A 21,805-nucleotide genomic window follows, 5' to 3' on the forward strand; every position below is an offset into this window, starting at 1 on the left:
GTGGCCGGAGACGACGACAGCCCCCCAGCACGTCTGCTGGGGGGCTGTCGTCGTCGCTGTCTCAACGAGCGCGCCCGGAGGGACTCGAACCCCCAACCTTCTGATCCGTAGTCAGATGCTCTATCCGTTGAGCTACGGGCGCAGCGGCCCGCCGTGCGAGCCGTGGAGAACAGTACCCGGTCCGCGGCGGAGCCCGAAATCGCCGGCCGCCGGGCCGCGGGCCCGTGCGTGTGACCCGGGTCTCCCCCCGAGGCGGGCCTCTTCGGCGTCGCTCCGGGCACCGGGTGGTCCACCAACCCCACGGCGATGCGCGCGGTCGCCGCGGGCCGGTCGATCTTCACCAACGTCGCGCTCACCGACGACGGCGACGTGTGGTGGGAGGGGATGACCGACGAGCCGCCCGCGCACCTCGTCGACTGGCGGGGCCGGGACTGGACGCCGGCGTCCGACGAGCCGGCCGCCCACCCGAACTCCCGCTTCTGCACCCCGATCCGCCAGCTGCCGAGCCTCGCCGCGGCCTACGAGGACCCGGAGGGCGTGTCCCTGTCCGCGATCCTCGTCGGCGGCCGGCGCCGCACCACCGTGCCCCTCGTCGTCGAGGCGCGCGACTGGCACCACGGGGTCTTCCTCGCCGCGACGCTCTCCTCGGAGACGACGGCCGCGGCCACCGGTCAGGTCGGCGTCGTGCGACGGGACCCCGTCGCGATGCTCCCCTTCATCGGCTACGACGCCGGGGACTACCTCTCCCACTGGCTGCGCGTCGGCGAGGGCCTCTCGCCTGAGCGCCGTCCGAAGATCTTCTGCGTGAACTGGTTCTGCCGCGGGGACGACGGCCGCTTCCTGTGGCCGGGCTTCGGGGAGAACACGCGCGTCCTCGCGTGGGTCGTCGGCCGAGCCGCGGGCCGCGGCGACGCCGAGGAGACGCCGGTCGGCCTCGTCCCGCCCGTGGAGGCGCTCGACCTGCAGGGCCTCGAGGCCGACCCCGACGACGTGCGCGCGGCCCTCGCCGTCGACGTCGACGAGTGGCGCGCCGAGCGCCCCGAGGTCGGGGCCTGGCTGGACGCGCTGGGCCCGACCGTCCCCGCCGCCCTCCACGCCGAGCGCGAGGAGCTCGCCCGCCGCCTGGGCTGACCGCCGCGCCGACCGCGGACCCGGCCTCCCGGGCGCGTCGCACCCGGCGCTCCACGGGCGGCGCACCCGGCGCTCCGCGGGCGGCTTTGCGGGTGGCGCACCGCCGTCTGTACCCTCGCCCGCGGAGGCGTCGCCTAGTGGTCTATGGCGCCCGCCTGCTAAGCGGGTTTGGGGTGATACCCCATCGCGGGTTCAAATCCCGCCGCCTCCGCAGTGACCGAACGGCGCACGACCCGCGGGTCGTGCGCCGTTCGTCGTCCCGGGGTCGCGCCAGGTCCTCGGGCGGTGAGGCCGGGTCAGGACGCGCAGATGTCCTCGGACGCCGAGCGGGCCTCGATGGCGGTCGCCGGCTCGCTGCGGTCGGGCAGCGGCTGGTCGCCCAGCCGGTTGGGCACCTCGACGACGTCCGGCGCGCCGGGCCCGAGGGTCACGACGACCCGCCCCTGCAGGGTCGGGTCCTCGACGACGTTCGCGCCCGGGAAGGCCGCCGCCACCGTCTCGGCGGCGTCCTCCTCGCCCGTCGGGTAGGACACGCGGACGCCGGCGGGGGCGTCCGGCTCGGCGTTCCCGGCGACCGGGACGGTGAAGCCCTGCAGCTGGAGGTCGGCCTGCGCCTCGCCCGCCCGGCCGCCCTCGCCCGTGCCGTTGTAGACCTCGACGGTGATGGAGCCGGGCGAGACGGTGAGCGGCGCGGGCTCGGGTGCCGGGTCGGCGGCCGCCTCCGCCTCCGGGGAGCCGGGGAGCGGGGCGTCCTCGCGGATGCTGTCCCACAGCTCGTCCGCCTCCGGCGCCCACTGCAGGCGGTTGGGGTCGGGGGCGTAGGCCTCGAAGGGGACCGTGACGAAGGAGACGTCGTCGGGCCGCAGCCCCGACGCGCTCTGCGCGAGCCGCGTGAGGTCGCCGATGCTGTCGAGGCCCGGGTCGGTGGTCAGCGACGCCGTGGCTGCGTCGAGGAAGCGCACGAGGCGGTCCGGGCGCAGGAGGATCTGCGCGCTCGTCACCTCCTGCACCACGGAGGACAGGAACTGCTGCTGGCGCCCGATGCGGCCGATGTCGCTGCCCTCGGTGCCCGGGACGTTGTAGCGGGCCCGCACGTACGCCAGCGCCTGCTCCCCCGACACGCGGCTCACGCCGGCCGGCAGGTCGAGGTGGCTCTTCGGGTCCTGCACGGCCTCGGGCAGGCAGACCTCGACGCCGCCGAGGGCGTCGACGACGTCCTGGAAGCCGTCGAAGTCGACGACGGCGAAGTGGTCGATGCGGACGCTCGTGTTCTTCTCGACGGTCTCGATGGCGCACGCCGGGCCGCCCTCGGCGAGGGCGGAGTTGAACATCGCGAGGCGGACCCGCCCCTCGCCCCGCGGGTCGCCGCAGGCCGGCACCTGGACCATCGAGTCGCGGGGGATGCTCACCGCGACGGCGCGCTGCCGGTCCCCGGAGAGGTGCACCAGGATGGTGGTGTCGGACCCGCCGCCGCCGATGTCACCGCCGAAGGCCCTGCCCCCCTCGCGGAGCTGCGACCGGTCGTCGGAGCCCATGAGCAGGATGTTGAGCGGTCCCGTCTCACCGGCCGTGGTCGGCGCCGCCTCGGGGCGGTCGTCCCCGAGCACGGAGTCGACCTCGACCGACGTGATGTTGCCGTCGAGGTGCGCGACGACCGCAGCGCCCGCGGCTCCTGCCACCACCACGGCGCCCGCGACGGTCGTGGCGACGACGGCGACGGCGCGGCGCGCCCGGGAGCGGGCGCGGACGTGGCGGCCTGCGGCGGTGCGCGGGGACGTCATGCGGGCGGGGCCTCTCCTCGGTGGTGGTGCGGGGGGCGGGTCCAGCGGTCGGACCCTGCGGTCGGTGGGACGAGGACTCCGGCGGGGCGGTCGGTCCGGGCCGGGCCGGGGCCGTCCCGCGACGGGCGCGCGGCCCGGCGTCCGTCGCGGCTCGTCGTCCCGCCATGGTAGAGGGGTCATCGGCGCGCCCCCCGGGCCGCAGGAGGTCCGGGAGCCGGGAACTCGCTGGGAGAGCGCACCGACCGCGGGACGTGGGGCGGCGTCCGGCCACGGCGCGGGCGCCCGGGGTGGCAGGGTCGGGGTCGTGCAGCGCCCCTCGCGTCGGACCACCGCCCTCCTCGTCGTCGGCGCGGTCGTCGCCGTCGCCGCCGCGGGGACCGGCGCGGCCGTCGTCCTCGGCCAGCGCGCCGACCGCGAGCGCGACGAAGCCGCCCGCGCCGCCGCGGAGCAGGTCGTGGCGGCCTGGACGGCCGGGGACCTCGCCGGGGCGCCCGTCATCCTCGCCGGGGGTGGCGGCGCCGACGCCGTCGCCGCCGCGGAGGAGGCGGTGACCGCGGGCATGGGCGACCTCGAGCCCTCCGTCGAGCTCGTCGACGTCGAGCGCGACGAGGCGACGGCCAGCGCCGACCTGCGCGTCACGTGGCCCGTGGGCGACGGGTGGACGAGCGAGACGTCGCTGCCGCTGGCCGCCACGGGCGAGGACCGCGAGGCCTCCGGGTGGACGGCCACGTGGTCGCCGTCGGCCCTCGCCCCCTCGCTCGAGGACGGCGACGCGCTGCGCCTGGACCGGGTGCGCGCCGGGCGCGGCCAGGTGCTCGACCGGGACGGCGAGCCCCTCGTCACCGACCGACCCGTGGTCGACGTGTCGGTGGCCCCGGCACGGGCGGGAGACCCGGGCACCCTGGCGCAGGGCTTGTCCGACGTGCTCGGCGTGGACGCGGGCTCGCTGGCCGAGCGCATCGCATCGGCGCCGCAGGACCGGGCCGTCCCCGTCATCACGCTGCGCCAGGAGGCCTTCGACGCCGTCAGGGCGGAGCTCGACGCCCTGCCGGGCGTGCAGTGGGTGAGCGGCCGGCGGGCGCTGGCGCCCACGAGCGGCTTCGCCCGCGACCTGCTCGGCGTCGTAGGCGACGCGACGGCGGAGGTCGTCGAGGGCTCGGGCGGCCGGGTCGCCGCGGGCGACCAGGCCGGCCTGTCGGGCGTCCAGCGCCAGTACGACGAGCGCCTCGCCGGCACCGCGGGAGCCACGGTGGTGCGCGTGCCCGGCGGGGCCGAGGACGCCGTCGGCGAGGCGGGCGGGGACACGGACGAGGACACGGGCGGGGACGCAGGCGGGGACACGGCGGCCGAGGAGCAGGTCCTCTTCTCCCAGGGCCCCGTGCCGGGCGAGGACGTGCAGCTGTCCCTCGACCCGCAGGTGCAGCTCGCCGCCGACGCGGCGCTCACCGGGCGGCTGGGCGACGCGGGGGTCGGCGCGGCGGTCGTCGTCGACGTCGCGAGCGGGGACCTGCTGGCCGTGTCCTCCACCCCGGCCGGCGGCTTCGACCGCGCGCTGCAGGGCAGGTACGCGCCCGGGTCGACCTTCAAGACCGTCTCGACGCAGGCCCTGCTCGCCGGGGGGCTCTCCGTGGACGAGGTGGTGCCCTGCCCGCCGTCGGTGACCGTGGGCGGGCGGACCTTCGGCAACGCCGAGGGCGGAGCGCTGGGCCAGGTGCCGTTCTCGACGGCCTTCGCCCAGTCGTGCAACACGGCCTTCGTCTCCCTCGCCGACCGGCTCGACGCCGGCGCGCTGCCGGCCGCGGCGGCCCCGATGGGCCTCGGCGTCGACTGGTCGGTCGGCGTCCCCGCCTTCACCGGTGAGGTGCCCGAGGCCGGCTCGGAGGACCTGCAGGCCGCCGAGATGATCGGCCAGGGCCAGGTCCTCGCCAGCCCCGCCGGCATGGCGGTGCTGACGTCGACGATCGCCCGCGGGTCCTGGCTGCCGCCGCGCGTGGTGCTCGACCCGGCCCCCGAGGAGGGTGCCGCTCCCCCGGAGCCCGTCGCCGACCTCGGCGCCGTCCGCGACCTCATGCGCCTCGTGGCGACGGAGGGGACGGCGTCCGCGGCCCTCGCCGGGCTGCCGGGCGCGCCGGTCGGGGCCAAGACGGGCACGGCCGAGGTCGGGCAGCCGGACGCCGACGGCACCTACCCGACGAACGCGTGGACGGTGGCCTTCCAGCCGGGCACCGGGCCCGCCGGCCCCGACGGCGAGGGCGTCGCCGTCGCGGTCGTCGTCGAGGGCGGCAGCGCCGGCGGCGCCGTCGCCGCGCCCGTCGTCGCCGACCTCCTCACCGCGCTGGCCGACGAGGGCTGAGGCGCCGGGCGGGACGCGAGCCCGCGCACGGGCGGCCCGAGGCGTCGAGGGCTCCCGCTCAGGCCCGGTCGGCGACCTCCTGCAGCCGCGCCCGGTGCGCGGCCCACCGCGCCGCGTCGCCGTCGGGCAGGTTCGAGACGTCGCGCCGGTGCCCGGCGGCCCCGTCCACCAGCTCGCGCGCCAGGTCGGCGTGCCCGGCGTGGCGGTGGGTCTCGGCGACGAGGTGGACGAGCACCCGCTGGAGGGTCACCGCCCGGGCTCCGGGACGCCACCACGGCACCTCGCCCGGGGCGTCGAGCGGCAGCGCGGCGATGGTCGCGTCGGCGTGCGCGTGGACGCGGCGGTAGAGCGCCACGACGGCGGCCGGGAACTCCTCGGCCGTCGCCCACAGGTCGGCGTCGGGCTCCGCGTCGAGCTCCATCCAGGGCAGCGGCTCGGGGAAGGGGCGCCCGAAGACGACGCCCAGGTAGCCGGCCTCCACGCCCGCCAGGTGCTTGACGAGGCCCAGCAGGTTCGTGCCGGTCGGCGTCTTGGGGCGCCGCACGTCACGCTCGGTCAGCCCTTCGAGCTTCCACAGCACGACGTCGCGGCCCTGCCGGAGGTAGTCGTGAAGGACGTCCTTCACCGGTCGGACACCGTCGACAGCTCCTGCACCCGCGCGAGCGCGTCGTCCCAGGCGGCGGTCATGGCGTCGTGGTGCTCCTCCTCCATCGCGGCCGAGATCTCCAGCCGGGTGCCGCCGGGCACGGGGCTGAGCCGGTAGGTCTCGTGAGCACCTCGGTACTCCCGGGCGCCCTCGCTGTCGACGTCGTCGCGGCCGTCGACGACGAGGCCGTCGAACTCGACGTCGACGAGCTCGGGGCGGCGGCTCGTCACGACGCGGCCGCGCAGCCCCGAGCGCCCCGGGCCGAGGAAGCGCACCTCGCTGCCCTCGGACCAGTCGGTCTCGGCCCAGCAGTCCTCGGCGAAGGCCGCCGTCCACTGCCGGTAGGTGGCGTCGTCGAGCAGCACGTCCCACACGCGCTCGGGCGGTGCGGCGACCTCGACGGTCGTCTCGATCACGCGGATGCCCATGGCTCCTCCTCAGCGGTCCTGGTGGAGGGGAGACCGGTCCGACGGCCGGGACTCATCGCGGCGGCGCACGTCACGACGAGGACGGGAGGGGCGACGGATCCCCGCCCCCCGGACTTCGTAGCCTTCGTCCGCCCTCGAGGGCCCCGGAGGCGGAGGGAGGCTACGAAGTCCGGGGGTGACGGACGGCGGGAGCCCGGCGTCAGGCCGAGCGCAGCAGCGTGAAGGACCGGTCGCGGACGAAGAGGTCCTGCACCTGCTTGCCGACCTCCTGCTCGGGGTCGCTCGACATCGCCAGCGTCCAGGCGCCGCCCGGCGCGTCGGGCACCGAGAAGTCGACCGGCCCGTCGGCGGCGTTGAGCAGCAGGAGTAACGACGCGCCCTCCTCCGCGCCCTCGCCCGGGCTCATCTGGACGCCGAGCGACTTGGCCGCCGGGTCGTCCCAGTCCTCCGGGCCCATGTCGGCGCCGTCGGCGCGCAGCATCCGCACCGAGCGGGTGCCGGGGCCCTCGTCGCCGTACCAGCGCGGACGCAGCACGGGGTTGTCGCGGCGCAGAGCGAGCAGCTCGGTCGTGAACGCCTGCAGGTCCCGGTCGGCCTGCGCCCAGTCGAACCAGGAGATCTCGTCGTCCTGGCAGTAGGCGTTGTTGTTGCCGCCCTGGCTGCGGGCGATCTCGTCGCCGCCGAGGACCATCGGCACGCCGGCGGACAGCACGAGGGTGGCGAGGAGGTTGCGGCGCTGGCGGTCGCGGCGCTCGTCGACCTCGGCGTCCGCCGTCGGGCCCTCGGCGCCGTTGTTGTCGCTGCGGTTGTCGCTCTCGCCGTCCTCGTTGTCCTCGCCGTTGGCCTCGTTGTGCTTCTGCTCGTACATCGTGAGGTCGGCGAGCGTGAACCCGTCGTGCGCGGTGACGAAGTTGACGCTGCACAGCGCCGAGCGGCCCGCGCCCTCGTAGACGTCGGGGCTGCCGGTGAGCCGCTGCGCGAGCGCGCCGAGGGCGCCGTCCGCGCCGCGCCAGAAGTCGCGGACGTCGTCGCGGAACTTGCCGTTCCACTCCGACCACCGCGCCGGGAAGCCGCCCACCTGGTAGCCGGCGACGTCCCAGGGCTCGGCGATGAGCTTGACCCGGGCGAGCACCGGGTCCTGGTGGACGAGCGTGAGGAAGGCGCTGTGGACCTCGGCGTCGCCGTCCTGGCGGGTCAGCGTCGTCGCCAGGTCGAAGCGGAAGCCGTCGACGTGCATCTCGGTGACCCAGTAGCGCAGCGAGTCCATGACGAGCTGCAGCGCCGCCGGGTGGCCGACGTTGAGGCTGTTGCCCGTGCCGGTGGTGTCGAAGTACGCGTCCGGCTGGTCCTCGACGAGCCGGTAGTACGCGCCGTTGTCGATGCCCTTGAGCGACAGCGTCGGCCCGAGGTGGTTGCCCTCGGCCGTGTGGTTGTAGACGACGTCGAGGACGACCTCCAGGCCCGCGGCGTGCAGCGCCTTGACGAGCGCCTTGAACTCGCCGACCTGCGCGCCCCCGTCGCCGGCCGAGGAGTACTCGCCGTGGGGCGCGAGGAACGCGATCGAGTTGTAGCCCCAGTAGTTGCGCAGCCCCTTCTCGAGGAGGTGGCTGTCCTGGGCGAACTGGTGGACGGGGAGCAGCTCGACGGCGGTCACCCCGAGGTCGACGAGGTGCTGGACCGCCGCCGGGTGCGCCAGGCCCGCGTACGTCCCGCGGATCTCCTCCGGCACGTCCGGGTGCTGCTGCGTGAAGCCCTTGACGTGCACCTCGTAGACGACCGTGTCGGCCATCGGCGTGCGCGGCGGCGCGTCGTCGCCCCAGTCGAAGGCGTCGTCGACGACGACGCACCGCGGGCTCGAGGGCGCCGAGTCCGCCTCGTTGAGCGTCTCGGGCGCGTCGTGGTGGTGGCCGAAGACCTCCTCGCCCCAGGTCCACCCGCCCTCGACGGCGCGGGCGTGCGGGTCGAGCAGCAGCTTGTGCGGGTTGTGGCGCAGCCCCCGGTCGGGGGCCCACTCGCCGTGGACGCGCAGGCCGTAGCGGGTGCCGGGCCCGGCGCCGTCGACGAGGCCGTGGAAGACGTGGCCGGTCCGCTCGGTCAGGCGCACCCGCCGCTCGTCGTGGGGCTCGTCGGCGGTGCCGAAGAGGCAGACCTCGACGGCGTCGGCGGTCTCGGAGGAGACGGCGACGTCGAGGACGCCGTCGCGCCACGTGGCGCCGAGCGGGTAGGGGCGGGAGCGGGGAGCGGTCACGACGGCTGATCCTGCGGTCCGGCGCCGCGCGGCGCGACCGGACGGCGGGGCGACCGCCGGTGCGACCCGCGCCGCCGGGTGGACGGGCACCGCGAGAGGTGGTCCCATCGGGCCATCGCCTCGCAGCCCCGGACCCGGCCGCGCGTCGGCCCTCGACGTCGCCTCGAACGCCCGGAGCGCCCCCGTGCACCCCTCCCCCGCCCTGTCCGGCCCCGCCCTGTCCGGCCCCGCCCTGTCCGGCCCCGCCCGGACCGGCCCAGCGCTGTCCGGCCCAGCCCTGCCCGGCCCAGCCCGGACCGGGAGCGCCCCGCCCTCGCCCGCCGCGGGACCGGCTGCCGTGGGAGGCCGGCCGCGCGAGCGCCAGGTGAGCAGCTACCGCGAGCTCTCCCGCCGGGTGCGCGCCGCCGGCCTGCTCGAGCGCCGCCGGGCCGACTACTGGCGCCGCATCGTCCTCACGGCCCTCGCCTGGACCGCGGTCGTCGCCGCCGCCGCGCTGCTGCGCGACTCGTGGCTGGTGCTGCTCGCGGCCGGCGCCCTGGCGCTCGTGACCACCCAGATGGCCTTCCTCGGCCACGACGGCGCGCACCGCCAGGTCTTCGCCTCCGCGCGCGCCAACGAGGTGGCCGGCCGCGTCTTCGCCTCCCTCATGACCGGGCTCAGCTACGGCTGGTGGACGGGCAAGCACACGCGCCACCACCAGGCCCCCAACCAGGTCGGCGTCGACGGGGACCTCGACTCGAAGGCCCTCGCCTTCACCCCGGAGGCGGCGCGGGCGCGCCGCGGGCCGCGGGCCTGGATCATCCGGCACCAGGGCTGGCTCTTCTTCCCCCTCCTGCTGCTGCAGGGGCTCAACCTGCACGTGGACAGCACCCGCCGCCTCCTCGGGCGCCGGGCGCTCCCCCGCCGCCGGGTCGAGGTCGCCCTCGTGGCCGCGCACTGGGCCGCCGCCGCGTCGCTCCTCCTGCTGCTCCTGCCCCCGGGGCGGGCGGCCGCCTTCGCCGGGGTGCACCTCGCCGTCCTCGGCGTGGCCATGGGGCTCGCCTTCGCGCCCAACCACGTCGGCATGCCGGTCGTGCCGCGCGGCGCCAAGGTCGACTTCCTCCAGCGCCAGGTGCTCATGTCGCGCGACGTGCGCGGCGGGCCGCTCGTCGACCTCGCCATGGGCGGGCTGAACTACCAGGTGGAGCACCACCTCTTCCCGAGCATGCCGAGGGCCAACCTGCGCCACGCCCAGGTGCTCGTGCGCGCCTACTGCGCGGAGCAGGGCGTCCTCTACACGGAGACCTCCGTGCTCGGCGCGTACCGGGCGGTGGTGGGGCACCTCCACCGGGTCGGCGTCCACGCCCCCGGCACCTTCTCGTGCCCGCTGGCGCGGGAGCTGCGATGAGCGGCCCAGCGCCGGCGGATCCCGCCGAGACGCTCGAGGACCTCGTGCGGACGCCGCTCGGCGGCCTCTCCCTCGCCCAGGTCGCGGCGCGCGCGGTCCGCGCGGGGGCCCGCTCCCTGCCCGGCGTCGACGGCCTCGCCGTCCTCGTCGTCGAGGAGGGGCGCACCCGGGCCGCCGCCTTCGAGGGCGCGGACGCCGCGGTCCTCGACGAGCGAGCCCTCGCCGCGGGCCCCGGCCCCGTCCTCGAGGCCGCCACCACGGGGGGCGCCGTGCACGTCGACACCGCCCGCCCCCCCGAGCACCTCGCCCCCTTCGCGAGCGCCGCCGCCCGCCGCGGCCTGCGCTCGGTCGTCGCCCTCCCCCCTGCCCGGACCCGCCGGACCGGTCGGCGCCCTCGCCCTCTGCAGCCGCGAGCCCGGGGACCTGGACGCGGCGGCCCTGGCCGTCGCCGACGAGGTCGCGCGCTGCGCCGGCCCGGTCCTCGCCAACGCGGTGGCGCTGGCGGCGGCACGGGGGCGCGCGGAGCAGCTGACGGCGGCCATGGCGTCGCGCGCCACCATCGAGCAGGCCAAGGGCGTGCTCATGGCCCGTCGCGGGTGCTCGGCCGACGAGGCCTTCGCCCTGCTGTCCTCGGCGTCCCAGGCGAGCGGCCGCAAGCTGCGCGACCTGGCGGCCGAGGTGGTGGCGGAGACCTCGGGCAGCGGGACGGGCTAGCGCCGGGGCGACGGGTCGGGAGCGGGCTCGCCCCCCGGACGACGCCGCTCGCCCGGCTCGTCGTCCTCTCGCCCGTCCTGCTGCTGGGCCAGCGCGTCGCGCACCTGCGAGGGGGTGAGCCCCGCCCGCACCGCCTCGTGGATGTACGCCAGGCGCGCCGCGGTGCCCGCCCGCGGGTCCGCGGACGGGTCGTCCGGCCGGGCACCGACCCCCGACCGGTGGGCGCGCTTGACGTCGTACATGCGCCGGTCGGCCCGCTCCCACGCGCCGGCCAGCCCCGCGTCCGGCTCCTCGCAGGCGCCCGCCACCGACGCGGCGACGCCGGCGTCGGCCAGACCGCCGCGGATGCGCTCGCACAGCCGCTCGAGGCCCGCCACCCCGACGTCGAGCGCCAGGACGGCGTACTCGTCGCCGCCCGAGCGGGCCACGACGTCGTGGGGGCGGCAGGAGCGCAGCAGGATGCCGGCGGCCGCCACCAGCAGGGCGTCGCCCGCGGCGTGCCCCTGGCGGTCGTTCACGGCCTTGAGCCCGTCCAGGTCGACGACGACGACGCCCGTCGCGGCCCCGGTCCGTCCGCGTCGGCGTTGCTCGTCGTCGAGGGCCGCGCGCCACCCGCGGCGGTTGCGCAGCCCCGTCAGCGCGTCGACCTCGGCGAGGCGCCGGGCGACGGCCGCGGCGCCCTCCGCCGCCAGCAGCGCGGCGCGCTGCCCCAGCGCCGCCTGCAGGAGGCCGCCGATGAGGTGCGCGCTCGCCCGGGCGCCGTCGTCCTCGCCCACGCCTCCCCCCGTGCCCACGAGCAGGGCCGAGGGCTCGCCGGCGACGACCAGGGCGACCTCGACCACCGTCGGGGCGGGCGGCCCCGGCCAGGGCGGCACCAGCCGCGGCGGGAGGGACCCCGCCGCGGCCACGACGTCCGACGCGTCCCCCGAGCCCCGCACCACCCACCAGGCGCTGCCCGGCCAGCGCGCGCGCAGGTGCTCGACCGCGCCGACCGTGGACGTGACCAGCGGGTCCGACCAGAGGGGGTCCTCCGGCACGGCCTCGCCGCGCAGGAGACCGCCGGTGCCGGTGGCCGCCAGGAGGTGGCGCACGAGGGGCGCCGGGTCCCGGACCCGGAGGCGGTCGTGCACCGCGAGCAGGACGCCCAGGCCCGCGCAGTCGACGAAGGCCACGCGCGACAGGTCGACGACGACGTCGTCGTCGGGGGACGCGCGCAGCGCCGCGGCCAGCCGCCGACGCACGTCGTCGGCGGAGTCCTCGTCGAGGTCGCCGCTGATGACGACCGCTCCGCGGTGCACGGGAGGGACCTTCGGGTGGTTCATGGCGCGCTCCGGCCGAGGGGGCGCCCGAGAGCGCGCCGCCGGGGTCTGGGGCGACGACCGCCGGGACCCACCCGGCGGACGGGCCGATGGTGCCACCACCCGGGCCGGTGAGGGGACGATCGACCGGACCCGCCCAGCAGCGTCCGTGGGGACGGCGGCTAGTGGTCGCTGAGGTCCTCGACGTCCAGCTCGCCGCGGACGACGGCGGCGGCGACGTCGCTCAGCGCCTCGCCGCGTCGGCGCGCCCGCGTGCGCAAGCGCGTGAAGGCCTCGTCGACGCCGACGCCCGCGCGCTCGGCGAGGACGCCCTTGGCCTGCTCGACGAGGACGCGGCTGCTGAGGGCGGTCTGGAGCTGCTCGGACAGGGCCGACTTCTCCCGCAGCGAGCGCTCCTGCAGCAGGCCGATCGTCGCGATGTCGGCCATCGACTGCCCCACGGCCAGGTCCTCGTCGTCGAGGCGCACCGCGGCGTCGCTGAAGAGGTTGATCGCGCCGATGACCTCCTTGCGCAGCCGCAGGGGCAGCGCATGGGCGGCCCCGTAGCCGTGCTCGGCCGCGGCGGCGGCGAAGCGCGGCCACCGGCCGCCCGCGGTGGCGAGGTCGACGTTGACGACGGGCACCCCGGTGGCGAAGCAGTCGAGGCACGGCCCCTCGAGCGACTGGACCTCGAAGATCTCCAGCGATCGGGCCCGCGGCGTCGTCGACGTCATGAGCCGCAGGCCGCCGCGCTGGTCGGCGAGCATGAGCCCGGCCGCGTCGGCGTGCAGCAGCTCCACCGAGCGCTCGGTGAGCACCTGGAGGAAGTCGACGACGTCGAAGTCGTCCACGAGGGTGTCCGCCAGCTCCACGAACACCTCGGCGATCCGTCGGGGCGCTCCGTCCACGTCGGTCCTCCTCAGCCGGGCGGCGGCGTCGGCACCGCGATGCGGTCGGCCTGCGCCCGGTGCCGGTGGGCACCCGCGGTCGATCATGCCCCACCGTCGAAGCGGACGGCGCCCGCGAGCACGTCGCGGGCGAGGTCCGCGACGGGCCGACCGGTCGCGAAGGCCCGGGCCCGCAGCAGCAGCAGCGCCGTCGCGAGCGGCACGTCGGCCTGGACCGACACCATGCCGGTCGCCTGGTGGACCTCGGCGCGGTCGTCGAGGACGGGGACCGTCGAGGGTGCGAGCGGGTCGCCGCCCTCCGGCGCGCGGGACTGCAGGTGCAGGAGCACCGTCGTGGCGGCGTCCGCGAAGGCCAGGGCCTCAGCGAGCTCGAGCGGCCCGAGCAGGCCGACCTCCGCCCGGTAGAGGTCGAGCACCCCGAGGCGGATGCCGCCCACCCGCAGCGGCAGGGCGAAGACGGCGCGCACCCCGGCGGCGAGGGCCCCCTCCGTGAAGGCGGGCCACCGGGCGGGGCCGGCGGCGGCGAGGTCGGCGACGAGGACCGGACGCCCGCTGCTCGAGGACGCGACGCACGGCCCTTCCCCCAGGGTGAACTGGAGGTCCTCGAGGGTCCGCGCCGCGCCGTCGGAGACGGCGACGGTCCCGGCGGGGCCCGCGTCCGTCATCACGACCAGGCCCGCGCCCGTCACGGGGAGGGAGGCGGTGCAGAGCTCGACGAGGCGCTGGGCCAGGGCACCGGGGTCCGCGTCGGGGTCGCTGATGAGGGTGAGGATCTCGCGCGTGCGCGACGGCGCCATGCCGGACCCTCCCGTCGGTCGCTCGGCCTGCAGCGGGCGGCTCCGGCCGTCGACGACGTCCGGCGCCCGCTCCACGCTGCTGGCTGCACCGCAGGAGCCTCCATTATCGCAGGCCGCGGGCAGCCGCTCGCGCCGTGCGACCCCGCCCGCCCGGGTGGTCGTGCTCCCGTCCGGCCCCCTGCCGCGAGCCGCCGCGCTCCCGCGGTCCGGGCTCGGGTGCCGCGCGTCCGCACCGACAGCGCCGCACCACCTCCCGGGGCCGCCCGGCAGCGGCGGGGCTCCGCGGGCTCCTCGTCGTGGCGCCGGGCGCCGGGCTCCTCGGCGTCGTGGGCACCGCCGCCTCCTGAGCCGGTCGCGTCGGCGACGCGCCGACGGGGCGCGCCTTCGTCCGCGCTCCGTCGGACGCTCCTAGCGTCGCGGCCATGGGACACCGGGGGGACGTCGCGTGATCGTCGCCGAGCACCTGACCAAGCGCTACGGCGACCGGACGGCGGTGGACGACGTCAGCTTCACCCTTGAGCCCGGTCGTGTGACGGGCTTCCTCGGCCCCAACGGCGCGGGGAAGTCCACGACCATGCGCATGGTCGTCGGGCTGGACCGCCCGACCTCGGGCCGCGTGACCGTGGACGGCCGCGCCTACGCCGACTCCGCGGCCCCGCTCCAGGAGGTGGGCGCCCTCCTCGAGGCGCGCGCCGTGCACCCGGGTCGCAGCGCCCGCAGCCACCTGCGCGCCCTCGCCGCCACGCACGGCATCGGTGACGCCCGCGTCGACGAGGTCGTCGCGATGACGGGCCTGTCCGCCGTCGCGCGCCGCCGGGTCGGCGGCTTCTCGCTCGGGATGGGCCAGCGCCTCGGCATCGCCGCGGCCCTGCTGGGCGACCCGCGCGTCCTCGTGCTCGACGAGCCCGTCAACGGCCTCGACCCGGAGGGCGTCCGCTGGGTGCGGCAGACCGTGCGGCACCTGGCCGACGAGGGCCGCACCGTCTTCATCTCCTCCCACCTCATGAGCGAGATGGCCATCACCGCCGACGACCTCGTCGTCATCGGCCGGGGGCGCGTCGTCGCGCAGGGGCCGGTGCGCGACGTCGTGGGCGGCGTCGGCGGCGCGAGCGTCCTCGTCCGCAGCCCGCGGGCCGGCGAGCTGGGCGCCCTCCTCGAGCGGTCGGGAGCGCGGCTGGAGCGCCGCGACGACGGGGCCCTCGTCGTCCGGGGCCCCGACGCGGCCGCCGTCGGCGACCTCGCGGCGGGCGCCGGCATCGCCGTCCACGAGCTGACCCCGCAGCAGTCCTCGCTCGAGGACGCCTTCATGACCCTGACGGCCGACGCCGTCGAGTACCCCACGAGCCCGTCCCAGCCCGCCGGTCCCCCCGGCTCGGGTCCACGGCCCGCCGGGCAGGGGCGCCCCGACGAGGAGGCCCGCGCATGAGCGCCGCGACGTCCGCCCGCCCCGCCGACCCGCGCGGCGGCCGCGCCGTCACCTTCGGGCGCGTGGTGCGCTCGGAGCGCATCAAGCTCCTCACGCTGCGGTCCACGTGGTGGGCCCTCGCCCTGACGCTGCTCGCCGTGGTGGCCGTCCCGGTCCTCCCCGCGGCCCTCTACGCCGCCGACCCGGCGTCCCTGGGCGGCGCGCTCGGGCCCGACGTCGGCGCCCTCACCGCGGGCACCGAGGTCGCGGTGATCACGCTCGGGGTCCTCGGCGTCCTGGCCGTGACGAACGAGTACTCCTCCGGCATGGTGCGCGCCACCATGACCGCCGTCCCGCGGCGCACGCCCGTCCTGCTCGCCAAGGGCGTCGTCCTCGCCGTCCTCGCGGCCCTGGTCGGCGTCGTCGGCGTCCTGCTCGCGTGGGTGGTGACGCTGCCGCTCTACGGCGACGCCGCCCCGTCGCTGGCCACGGCGACCGCCTGGCGGGTCGTCCTCGGCTCCGGCCTGCGGCTCGCGGGGGTGGCGCTGCTGGCTCTGGCCGTCGGGGCCCTGCTGCGCAGCGCCGCGGGCGCCGTCGCCGTCGTCCTCGGCCTGCTGCTCGTGCTGCCCGGCGTCCTGCAGGTCGCAGGCTTCGCCCTCGGCGTCGAGGCCTTCGGGCGCGTGGTCCCCTTCCTGCCCGGCCAGGCCGGCGCCGTCGTGACGCAGGTGGCGCCGACCGGGGACCCGCTGGGGCCGTGGACCGGCCTGCTCGTCATGGCGGCGTGGATCGCCGTCCTCGGCGGCGCGGCGGTCGCGCTGCTGCGCTCGCGCGACGTCTGATCCGCGGCCCCGAGCCCGCCGCCCTCAGGCCCGCCAGAGCGGGCGGCTGCCCCACACCTGCCGCAGCGGCAGCACGTCGACGCCGCGCGCGGCCAGCTCGCGGCGCGCGACCCGCCGCGTCCGCAGGACCATGACGACGCCGGTGCCCCAGACGAGGTACTGCAGGGCGAGCGCGACGCGGAAGTCGGCGAGGTCCGGCGTCGCCGCCCCGGCGAGCAGGTCGAGCGCCACGCCGATCCCGAGGATGGTGAGCAGCGAGGCCGTGAAGCCGCCGGTGTTGACGACGCCGGTCGCCGTCCCCAGCCGGTCGGGCGGGTTGTCCGTGCGCGCGAAGTCGAAGCCGACCATCGACCCGGGGCCGTTGACGGACAGCACGAGCACGAGCAGCGCGACGACGAGCAGCGGCGGGCCGCCGGGCCAGGCGAGCACCACGGCCCAGGCGACCGCCGTCGTCGTGACGACGCCGAGCACGAGCGACGAGCGCCGCAGCGGGTGCAGGGCGGTGAGCCGGCCGACCACCGGCCCGGCGGCGACGCCGCCCGCGACGAGCAGCGTGAGCAGGGAGCCGGCCGTCACCGGCGCCAGGTCGAGGCCCTGGGTGAGGAACGGGTAGCCCCACAGCAGGGCGAAGACCATGCCGGAGAACTGCGAGGTGAAGTGGCACCAGAAGCCGAGCCGCGTGCCCGGCTCGCGCCACGCCCCGGCGAGGTCGCTGCGCACCTCGGAGGCCGACCGCCGGCGCCGGACGACGACGGCGTCCGGCGGGGCGTCGCGCAGGACGGCGAGGACGAGCACGGCGACGAGCGCGCCCACGGCCGCGGCGCCGCCGAAGGCGGCCGACCAGCCGGGGCCCGCGAGGACGGCCGCCAGCGGGATGGCCGAGAGCACCTGCCCCAGCTGGCCGAGCAGCCCGGTCAGCTGCGTGAGCACCGGCACCTGCCGCGCGGCGAACCAGGCGGGCACGAGGCGCAGGACGCTGATGAAGGTGACGGCGTCCCCGAGCCCCACGAGCACGCGGCCGACGAAGGCGCCCGGCACGTCGGTGACGACCGCCAGCACGCTCTGGCCGGCCACCATCGCCACCGCGCCGGCGACGAGCAGCCGCTTGGTGCCGAAGCGGTCGACGAGGACGCCGACCGGCACCTGCATCGCGGCGTAGACGACGAGCTGGACGACGGCGAAGACCGACAGCACCGCCGTGCCGGTCGAGAAGCGCTCGAGCGCCGTCGGTCCCGCGACCCCGAGCGAGGTGCGGTTGAAGACGGCGACGACGTAGGCGAGCACGCCCACGCCCCACACGAGGTAGGCGCGCGCCCGGGTGCGGCGCAGCCCCGGCGGCGCCGTCGTCGTCACCGCCCCCGTCATCGCCCGCCCCGCAGCACGTCGCCCGCCCCGCGCACGTGCTCGGCCGACAGGCGGGCGAAGGCCTCGCCGTCGCCCGCGGCCAGCGCGTCGCGCAGCCCGGTGTGCTCGCGGACGGCGCGGTCCCGGCGCGCGGCGCCCATGTCCATGCTCGCGACGCCCATGCACAGCTGCCGGTCGCGCAGCGAGGCGTACAGGCGCGAGAGGACGGCGTTGCCCGCGGCGTCGACGACGGCCTCGTGGAAGGCGCGGTCGGCCTCGACGAGCGCCGGCGCGTCGCCGTCGTCGCGCGCCCCGACCATGGCGGCCAGGTGGGCGTCGAGCACGGGGAGGAGCCGCTCGCGCTGCTCCACCGCGCGCGGCGCCGCCCACCGCTCGACGAGCTCGCGCGCCTCGAGGACGTCGCGGGCCTCGACGTCGCTGACGGCCAGGACGAGCGCGCCGCGCTTGGGGAACAGCTGCACGAGCCGCTCGGCCTGCAGCTGCAGGAGCGCCTCGCGCACGGGGGTGCGGCTGACGCCGGTGCGCTCGGCCACCTCCCCCTCGGTCACGAGGGAGCCGCCCGGGTAGGTGCGGTCGAGGATGCCCGCCTTGAGGTGGGCGTAGACGCGGGCCGAGGCGGGCTCGGCGCTCGCGGGGACGGTCGGGGCGGGGCTGGGACGCATGATGCATCTATGGTGCCGCGCCCCGGCCGGGTGACGGCCCGGCGTCCCACGGAGCGGGACCGGCCCGGCGCCCCTAGCGTTCGCGCCCGTGACCGTCGTCGGCTTCCACGCCTCCCACGAGCAGATCCCGCCGAGCCGCCTGCTGCGCGACGTCGTGCGCGCCGAGGAGGTCGGCTTCAGCGCGGCGATGTGCTCCGACCACATCACCCCCTGGAGCACGGCCCAGGGCCAGTCGGGCTTCGCCTGGAGCTGGCTCGGCGCCGCGCTGGCGAGCACGCGCCTGACCTTCGGCGTGGTGCACGCGCCGGGGCAGCGCTACCACCCGGCGATCAGCGCGCAGATGGTGGCGACGCTCGCCGAGATGTTCCCGCAGCGGTTCTGGGCGGCCCTCGGCACCGGCCAGCTGATGAACGAGCACGTCACTGGCACCGACTGGCCGCACAAGGAGGAGCGCGACGCCCGGCTCGCCGAGACGGTCGACGTCGTGCGGCGCCTGCTCGCCGGCGAGGAGGTGACCCACCGCGGGCGCGTCGTCGTCGACCGGGCGCGGGTGTGGAGCCGTCCGCCCGCCGAGGCGGCGCCGGCGCTGCTGGCCGCGGCCATCACCCCCCGCACCGCCGCGTGGGCGGGCACGTGGGCCGACGGCCTCATCACCGTCAACTCCTCCGACGACGTCCTGCGCGAGGTGCTCGGCGCCTACCGCGACGCCGGGGGACGCGGACCGGCCTGCCTCCAGGTGCACGTGGCCTGGGCGCCCACGCGCGACGAGGCCCTCGGACTCGCCCACGACCAGTGGCGCACCAACGTCTTCGCCTCCCACGTGCTCTCCGAGCTGGCGGTGCCCGAGCAGTTCGACGACGTCGGCCGGCAGGTGACACCGCCCGGCGTCGACGGCCCGGTCGTCGTCGAGCACGACCTGGGCCGCCTCGCCGAGCGCCTGGCCGAGATGGCGGGCCTCGGCTTCGACCGCCTCTACCTCCACCACGTGGGGCAGGACCAGGACGCGTGGCTCGACGCGGCCGGGCAGCACGTGCTGCCGCAGCTCGACGTCACGGCGCCCGAGCCCCTCGTCGGCACCACGGGCGCGGGCACGACGGCGGAGGCCCTCGTCGCCCGCGCGCCGCAGGGGGTGCCGGCGTGAGGCTCACGACGACCGCCGACCACTGGTGGACGACGAGCGTCGGGTACTGCCTCGACGTCGAGCGCTTCGCCGACTCCAGCGGCGACGGGCACGGCGACCTCGTCGGCCTCGGCCGGCACCTCGACCACCTGTCGCGCCTCGGCGTCGGCTTCGTGTGGCTCCAGCCCTTCTACCCCTCCCCCGAGGGCGACGACGGCTACGACATCACCGACTACTACGCCGTCGACCCGCAGACCGGCAGCCTCGGGGACTTCGTCGAGGTGGTGCGGGCCTGCCGCGAGCGCGGGATGCGCGTGCTCGTCGACCTCGTCGTCAACCACACCTCCGCGGACCACCCGTGGTTCCAGCAGGCCCGCTCCTCGCGGGAGTCGCGCTACCGCGACTGGTACGTCTGGCGCGACGAGCCGGACCCGGCGGACGCCGACGCGCAGAACGTCTTCCCCGACGCGGAGGACTCCATCTGGTCCTACGACGAGGAGGCGGGGCAGCACTACCGCCACCGCTTCTACTCCTCGCAGCCCGACCTCAACACCTCGAACGAGGACGTGCGCGAGGAGATCCTCCGCATCATGGGCTTCTGGCTCCAGCTCGGCGTCGCGGGCTTCCGCGTCGACGCCGTGCCCTTCTTCGTCGAGACGGCGAGCCGCACGGGCGACGCCGACGACGAGGGCGCGCCCGACGGCGAGGGCGTCGACGACGCCGGCCAGGGCGGCGAGCACGGGGACCACATGGCCGAGTCGATGCGGATGCTCGACGTCATGCGCGCCTTCCTCGCCCGCCGCAGCAGCGAGGCCCTCATGCTCGGCGAGGTCAACCTGCCGTACGCCCAGCAGCAGGCGTTCTTCGGCGACCTCGGCGACCGCATGACGATCAACTTCGACTTCACGCTCAACCAGGCGATGTACCTGGCGCTGGCCCGCGGGACGAGCGAGCCGCTGCGCCGCACGCTCGCCTCCCGGCCCGAGCTGCCCGAGGGCAAGTCCTTCGGCGTCTTCGCACGCAACCACGACGAGCTGACCCTCGACCAGCTGGGCGAGGACGAGCGCGGCGAGGTGCTCGCCGCCTTCGGGCCGCGGGAGGACCAGCAGCTCTTCGGGCGCGGCCTGCGCCTGCGGCTGCCGACCATCCTCGACGGCGACCAGGACCGCCTCGAGATGGTCTACGCGCTCGTCTTCTCGGTGCCCGGCGTGCCCGTCCTGTACTACGGCGAGGAGGTCGGCCAGCGGGAGGACCTCTCGGTGCCCGGCCGCGTCGCCGTCCGCACGCCCCTGGACTGGGGCCGCGACGCGCCCACGGGCGTGGCGGCGCAGGAGGCCGACGCCTCCTCGCTGCTGCACGCGATGCGGCGCCTCGTGGCGCGCTACCGCGACCGCCCCGAGCTCGGCGCCGGGTCGCTGGAGCTGCTCGACGTCGGCGACGAGCGCGTCCTCGCCCACGCCTGCCGCTGGGACGGGCGGACCACGGTCGCCGTGCACAACCTGTCCGACGCGGAGGTCGAGGTGCGCCTGCCGGGCGACGTCCTCGGCGACGACGTCGTCGAGCTCTTCTCCGGCGACCCGGTGGAGGTGCCCGCCGGCGGGCTGGTGCTCACGCTGCCGCGCTACGGCTACCGCTGGTACGGCGACAAGGGCTGACGACACCGGCCCGGGGAGCTGGTCGCCGCCCGTGACCGTGCGCGGTCACGAGCGGCGAGCAGGTCCGCCCTCCACCAGCGCCTCGAGGCGGGCCCGCACGTCGTCGAGGTCGGCGAGCAGGCGGCGGGCGTCGACGCCGTCGCCCTCCGCGGTCGGCCCGACCCGGCGCGCGGCCTCGGCCGGGGCAGGCAGGTCCCCCGGTCCACCGGCCTCGCCCGGGGCCAGGGGGCGGGCCCGGACGTCGTCGACGTCGAGCTCGAACGAGACGGCGTCGCCGCGGTGCCAGGTGGCGAAGACCTCCAGCGGCGTCCCGTCCTCGGCGGCACCGCGCCCCTCGAGCAGGAGCAGCGGGTCGCCGGCGCGCACCCCGAGCTGCGCGGCGAGGCCCTCGTCCGCGGCGACGGCGCGGACCTGCCGCGAGCCGCGCCGCGGCCGGACGCCGACGAGCGTCTCCATCGCGGCGTGCAGCGAGGCGTCCTCGAGGTCCTCGGCGCGCAGCCCGGCCAGCAGCGGCAGGGGCAGGTGGGTGCGGATGCGCGCCACCGGGCGGCCGTCGACGCTGCGGACGCGCTCCAGCCGCAGCACCTCGTCGGCGTCGAGCCAGCGGGCCACCTCGGGCGCCGGCTCGACGACGGCCTCGAGCACGTGCGTGGTCACGACGGCGCCGCCGGTGGCCAGCTGGTCGTGCAGGCCGCCGGCCCGCTGCACGAGGCGGCGGTGGTCGGCGCGGTCGACGACGACGGTGCCGCGGCCCTTCTCGCGCCGCACCCGCCCCTCGCCCTCCAGGGCGGCGAGCGCCTGGCGGACCACCGAGCGGCTCACGCCGAAGCGCTCGGTGAGCGCGGACTCGCTCGGCAGCAGGGTCCCCGGCGGGGCGGCGTGGTCGTCGACCTCCGCCCGCAGCGCCGCCGCCACCCGGGCGTGCAGCGGCCGTCGCACCTCGTGGTCCACGCGCGGGAGGGTAGGCGACCGCCGGGGAGGGGCGAGGGGCCTAGAGCGTGTCTCTCTACGGCTTGAGCCAGGTGAGGATGGCGGCCAGGACGACGCCGCCGCGGTAGACCAGGGCGA

At 77.1% G+C, this 21,805-nt stretch carries 17 protein-coding genes, 2 tRNA genes and 1 pseudogene; 9 read left to right on the top strand and 11 right to left on the bottom strand.

Features of this window, described 5'->3' with window-relative positions:
• Positions 1-69: 69 nt before the first annotated feature.
• Positions 70-142: transfer RNA gene (locus Q0789_RS14155), tRNA-Arg, on the bottom strand.
• 104 nt (positions 143-246) lie between these two features.
• Between Q0789_RS14155 and Q0789_RS14160 the strand changes: the two are divergent.
• Positions 247-1,131, top strand: a pseudogene (locus Q0789_RS14160) (phosphoenolpyruvate carboxykinase domain-containing protein); the annotation flags it as partial.
• Positions 1,132-1,254: 123 nt separating this feature from the next.
• A tRNA-Ser gene (locus Q0789_RS14165) sits at positions 1,255-1,342 on the top strand.
• 85 nt (positions 1,343-1,427) lie between these two features.
• Here the strand turns inward: Q0789_RS14165 and Q0789_RS14170 are convergent.
• Positions 1,428-2,912 (bottom strand): LCP family protein, encoded by a 1,485-nt coding sequence (locus Q0789_RS14170; RefSeq protein ID WP_298806329.1) that lies wholly within the window; start codon positions 2,910-2,912, stop codon positions 1,428-1,430.
• A gap of 304 nt (positions 2,913-3,216) precedes the next feature.
• On the opposite strand from Q0789_RS14170, the gene Q0789_RS14175 reads away from it, so the two are divergent.
• Positions 3,217-5,265: a penicillin-binding transpeptidase domain-containing protein gene (locus Q0789_RS14175; protein ID WP_298806331.1), complete on the top strand. Its 2,049-nt coding sequence runs from the start codon at positions 3,217-3,219 to the stop codon at positions 5,263-5,265.
• A gap of 58 nt (positions 5,266-5,323) precedes the next feature.
• Here the strand turns inward: Q0789_RS14175 and Q0789_RS14180 are convergent, their stop codons facing one another.
• From Q0789_RS14180 to glgX, 3 genes are all read right to left on the bottom strand, one after another.
• Positions 5,324-5,890 (bottom strand): DinB family protein, encoded by a 567-nt coding sequence (locus Q0789_RS14180; protein ID WP_298806333.1) that lies wholly within the window; start codon positions 5,888-5,890, stop codon positions 5,324-5,326.
• Complete coding sequence (locus Q0789_RS14185; RefSeq protein WP_298806335.1) at positions 5,887-6,339, bottom strand: SRPBCC domain-containing protein; 453 nt, start codon at positions 6,337-6,339, stop codon at positions 5,887-5,889. Before Q0789_RS14185 ends, Q0789_RS14180 begins: the two co-directional genes overlap by 4 nt.
• A 199-nt stretch (positions 6,340-6,538) precedes the next feature.
• Positions 6,539-8,587, bottom strand: a complete 2,049-nt coding sequence (glgX, locus tag Q0789_RS14190; protein WP_298806337.1) for a glycogen debranching protein GlgX — start codon at positions 8,585-8,587, stop codon at positions 6,539-6,541.
• Positions 8,588-8,951: 364 nt separating this feature from the next.
• On the opposite strand from glgX, the gene Q0789_RS14195 reads away from it, so the two are divergent.
• Complete coding sequence (locus Q0789_RS14195; RefSeq protein WP_298806340.1) at positions 8,952-9,974, top strand: acyl-CoA desaturase; 1,023 nt, start codon at positions 8,952-8,954, stop codon at positions 9,972-9,974.
• 492 nt (positions 9,975-10,466) lie between these two features.
• Positions 10,467-10,688 carry an ANTAR domain-containing protein gene (locus Q0789_RS14200; RefSeq protein WP_298806342.1) on the top strand — a complete coding sequence of 74 codons (222 nt, stop codon included), beginning with the start codon at positions 10,467-10,469 and terminating at the stop codon, positions 10,686-10,688.
• Here Q0789_RS14200 and Q0789_RS14205 read toward each other — a convergent pair.
• From Q0789_RS14205 to Q0789_RS14215, 3 genes are all read right to left on the bottom strand, one after another.
• Positions 10,685-12,010: a diguanylate cyclase gene (locus Q0789_RS14205; RefSeq protein WP_298806344.1), complete on the bottom strand. Its 1,326-nt coding sequence runs from the start codon at positions 12,008-12,010 to the stop codon at positions 10,685-10,687. The two genes, Q0789_RS14200 and Q0789_RS14205, sit on opposite strands and share 4 nt — an antisense overlap.
• Positions 12,011-12,168: 158 nt before the next feature.
• Entirely contained in the window at positions 12,169-12,894 is a 726-nt protein-coding gene (locus Q0789_RS14210) for a GAF and ANTAR domain-containing protein (protein WP_298806345.1), read from the bottom strand.
• A gap of 83 nt (positions 12,895-12,977) precedes the next feature.
• Entirely contained in the window at positions 12,978-13,691 is a 714-nt protein-coding gene (locus tag Q0789_RS14215) for a GAF domain-containing protein (protein WP_298806346.1), read from the bottom strand.
• Positions 13,692-14,136: 445 nt separating this feature from the next.
• On the opposite strand from Q0789_RS14215, the gene Q0789_RS14220 reads away from it, so the two are divergent.
• Positions 14,137-15,117, top strand: a complete 981-nt coding sequence (locus tag Q0789_RS14220; RefSeq protein WP_298806347.1) for an ABC transporter ATP-binding protein — start codon at positions 14,137-14,139, stop codon at positions 15,115-15,117.
• Entirely contained in the window at positions 15,114-15,935 is an 822-nt protein-coding gene (locus Q0789_RS14225; RefSeq protein ID WP_298806348.1) for an ABC transporter permease subunit, read from the top strand. Before Q0789_RS14220 ends, Q0789_RS14225 begins: the two co-directional genes overlap by 4 nt.
• A 24-nt stretch (positions 15,936-15,959) precedes the next feature.
• Here the strand turns inward: Q0789_RS14225 and Q0789_RS14230 are convergent, their stop codons facing one another.
• A complete protein-coding gene (locus Q0789_RS14230; protein WP_298806349.1) occupies positions 15,960-17,288 on the bottom strand; it encodes a nitrate/nitrite transporter in 1,329 nt (442 codons plus the stop codon).
• Positions 17,289-17,296: 8 nt separating this feature from the next.
• The gene (locus tag Q0789_RS14235; protein WP_298806350.1) at positions 17,297-17,962 is read right to left on the bottom strand and encodes a GntR family transcriptional regulator; all 666 of its coding nucleotides are present in this window, start codon (positions 17,960-17,962) and stop codon (positions 17,297-17,299) included.
• An 88-nt stretch (positions 17,963-18,050) separates the two neighbouring features.
• On the opposite strand from Q0789_RS14235, the gene Q0789_RS14240 reads away from it, so the two are divergent.
• Positions 18,051-19,103, top strand: coding sequence for a TIGR03885 family FMN-dependent LLM class oxidoreductase (locus tag Q0789_RS14240; protein ID WP_298806351.1), 1,053 nt, complete (start codon positions 18,051-18,053; stop codon positions 19,101-19,103).
• Positions 19,100-20,737: an alpha-amylase family glycosyl hydrolase gene (locus Q0789_RS14245; RefSeq protein ID WP_298806352.1), complete on the top strand. Its 1,638-nt coding sequence runs from the start codon at positions 19,100-19,102 to the stop codon at positions 20,735-20,737. Before Q0789_RS14240 ends, Q0789_RS14245 begins: the two co-directional genes overlap by 4 nt.
• A 45-nt stretch (positions 20,738-20,782) precedes the next feature.
• Here Q0789_RS14245 and Q0789_RS14250 read toward each other — a convergent pair whose 3' ends face one another.
• Complete coding sequence (locus Q0789_RS14250) at positions 20,783-21,688, bottom strand: GntR family transcriptional regulator (protein WP_298806353.1); 906 nt, start codon at positions 21,686-21,688, stop codon at positions 20,783-20,785.
• Positions 21,689-21,805: the final 117 nt, after the last annotated feature.

Source organism: uncultured Pseudokineococcus sp., from assembly GCF_947499845.1.
In the GTDB taxonomy this organism is placed as follows: Bacteria; Actinomycetota; Actinomycetes; order Actinomycetales; family Quadrisphaeraceae; genus Pseudokineococcus.